Origin of the sequence: Actinosynnema sp. NPDC023658 (genome assembly GCF_040639995.1) — a bacterium.
In the GTDB taxonomy this organism is placed as follows: domain Bacteria; phylum Actinomycetota; class Actinomycetes; order Mycobacteriales; family Pseudonocardiaceae; genus Actinosynnema.
Genome location: NZ_JBFAAX010000879.1, coordinates 1 through 2,283, shown reverse-complemented (window position 1 = coordinate 2,283; position 2,283 = coordinate 1). Strand labels below are relative to the sequence as shown.

Below are 2,283 nucleotides of genomic sequence, written 5' to 3'. Positions count from 1 at the left end.
ACCCCGCCGCCCTCACCGAGGAGTATCTGCATGACGGAGTACATCGCGGCCGGCGCACCCGTGTCCGACGACAACCGCGTCGCCTTCCAACTGCGCACCACCCCCGAGCCGGTCCGGGTCTCAGCCGGACCGGGTGACAGCCAACGCGCGAGGATCACCCTCATCGGCACGGTGACCGGCACGGACCGGATCACCCTCAACGAAGTCGCGGTCAAAGTCCTGACCGGACCCAACTCCCAACACCTCGCCTCGTCACTCGACGGAGCGGAAGCCTCCGTCACCCGCCCGCGCTGGACCTACACCGAAATGGAGCAGTCCACCTTCTTCTTCAGACCGACCACCGGCAGTGAAGTGGTGGATCCGGGCGCGAGCCTGACCATCACCCTCGACCACATCCTCGTCAACCAGGCGATCGGCTCCTCCCAGGTGACCGTCACCGCCTACTGGAACAACGGAACGGGCACCGGCCGCACCACCTTCGAGGTCTCCAAATTCCCCCAAGGCTTCTTCGTCAAGGACTTCAAGCCCGTACCAGCGCAGGTGAACAACGGCGAGAACGTCGAACTGCGCTGGCTGGCCTCCTCGGGCGCGACACTGCACCTGCTCTGGGAGGGCGTGCAGTACGACGTCACCGGGCGCAGCGAGTTCACCGTGACCGACATGCGCCGCACCACCGTGTTCTACCTCCGCGCCTCCCACGGCAGTGCCGAGCAGACACTCGGCGCCGTCGTCGGCGTCCCCGACCCGGATATCGAGCTGAACAACCTGGTCGTGACCGGAGAACTGCGCACCGACCGAATGGAAACGCTCACCCTGGACCGGATCAGGATCGCGCCACCACCGGAGGTGGACACCGCGGCCTGGACCGCACACCCACCACTCGAGGCAGTCAGCGTGCTTGCCCGGGCGAAAGCATCCGCTTCCGCAACCGCCCTCGCACCGGATCCGCAGGAGGCGTGATGTCGCTCGTCCGCCAGATGGTGGCCCCCGCCGCAGGCCGCACCAGCACAGCGGTCACCGACCCCCTCGCCGTCGACGTGTCGACCAACCCGGACCCGCTGCGGATCTCACCCTCCAGCGGTGACCCCGTCACAGCCGACCTGATGGTGATCGTCTCGCTCGCGGCCGACACACCCGTCGAATGCCGGTCCTTCACCCTCACCCTGCGAGTCGGCGACAGTGAGACCGATCTGGTCTCCAGCCTGTCCGGGGTCAGCGCACGCACCAGCGTGGAAGGCTGGCAGGGCACCGTGAACGCCGCCGCCGGCACCGTCACCTTCGCTCCCAGATCCGGCTCGCCCGCCCAGATGACGTTCGACGCCGAGACCGGCGTGACGCTCCAGGTGATGAACCTGCCCGTGAACCAGCGCATCGGGCTCAGCCAGGTCGACGTCACCGCCTCCTGGCGGACAGTGGGCACCAGCGACTGGCAGCAGCAGACCACCCGGCCGCAGCTCGGCAAGTTCCCCCTCGGATTCCACCTGCGGTCCTTCATCGCCGAGCCGCAGAGCATCCCTCGCGGCGGAGCGGTCACCCTGCGCTGGGACGCCAGCGCGGCCACCTACCTCTCACTGCAATACGACGGCGATCTGCACCCCGTGACCGATACTTCCTCCGTCACCATCTCCGGCATCGCCCAGACGACCACCTTCCACCTGAAGGCGGGCGCCCAGGACGGCGCGGGCCGCGTCGAGCGCACCCTCAGCCAGATGGTGTACGTGCCGGACTTCGCGCAGACGGCCGGCCGGATCATCGTCCACGGAACCCTGCAGGCGCCGCTCATCAAACCGGTGGCGGGGAACGACTCTCTGGTCTTTCCTCAGCGACTGCCCACCATGACAGGCGCGGTGTTCGACCCCGAAACGCAGACCTGGGAGGAGCGCTACTGGAGCCGCAGCACACTGCCGCTGCGCGGATCCGCGATGAACCAAGGTCCAGCGATGCAGAAAATCGACGTCTACGGGCTCGCCGGGCGGCTGGTCTACCAACCGATCGGATCAGCCGGTCTCGTAGGGTCGTACTACGACGGCTACAGCTGGACCACCGTCGAGGAACCCATCGGTCCGGGTGCCGACCCCGCGCTCGCATGGCACGGATCCCTCATTCAGGAAATGTGGTGCGCGTACCGCGGCACCGACAACCAGGTGATGGTCCGCAGGGCATCGGGTTCCATATGGAGGGACCCTAAGCCGATACCGGGCGTGATCACAACGCAGCGCCCTGCGCTGGCGAGCGTCGGCGGGCTGCGGCTCTTCCTCGTGTTCACGGACGACGACATCAATT

The 2,283-nt window shown here is 67.3% G+C and carries 2 protein-coding genes; both read left to right on the top strand.

The window, feature by feature from the left end:
* Positions 1–30 precede the first annotated feature (30 nt).
* Entirely contained in the window at positions 31–960 is a 930-nt protein-coding gene (locus tag AB0G02_RS35915) for a hypothetical protein (protein ID WP_360803636.1), read from the top strand.
* Positions 960–2,283, top strand: a 1,324-nt coding sequence (locus AB0G02_RS35910; protein WP_360803633.1) for a hypothetical protein, incomplete at its 3' end; no start/stop codon positions are given. The genes AB0G02_RS35915 and AB0G02_RS35910, both read left to right, overlap by 1 nt.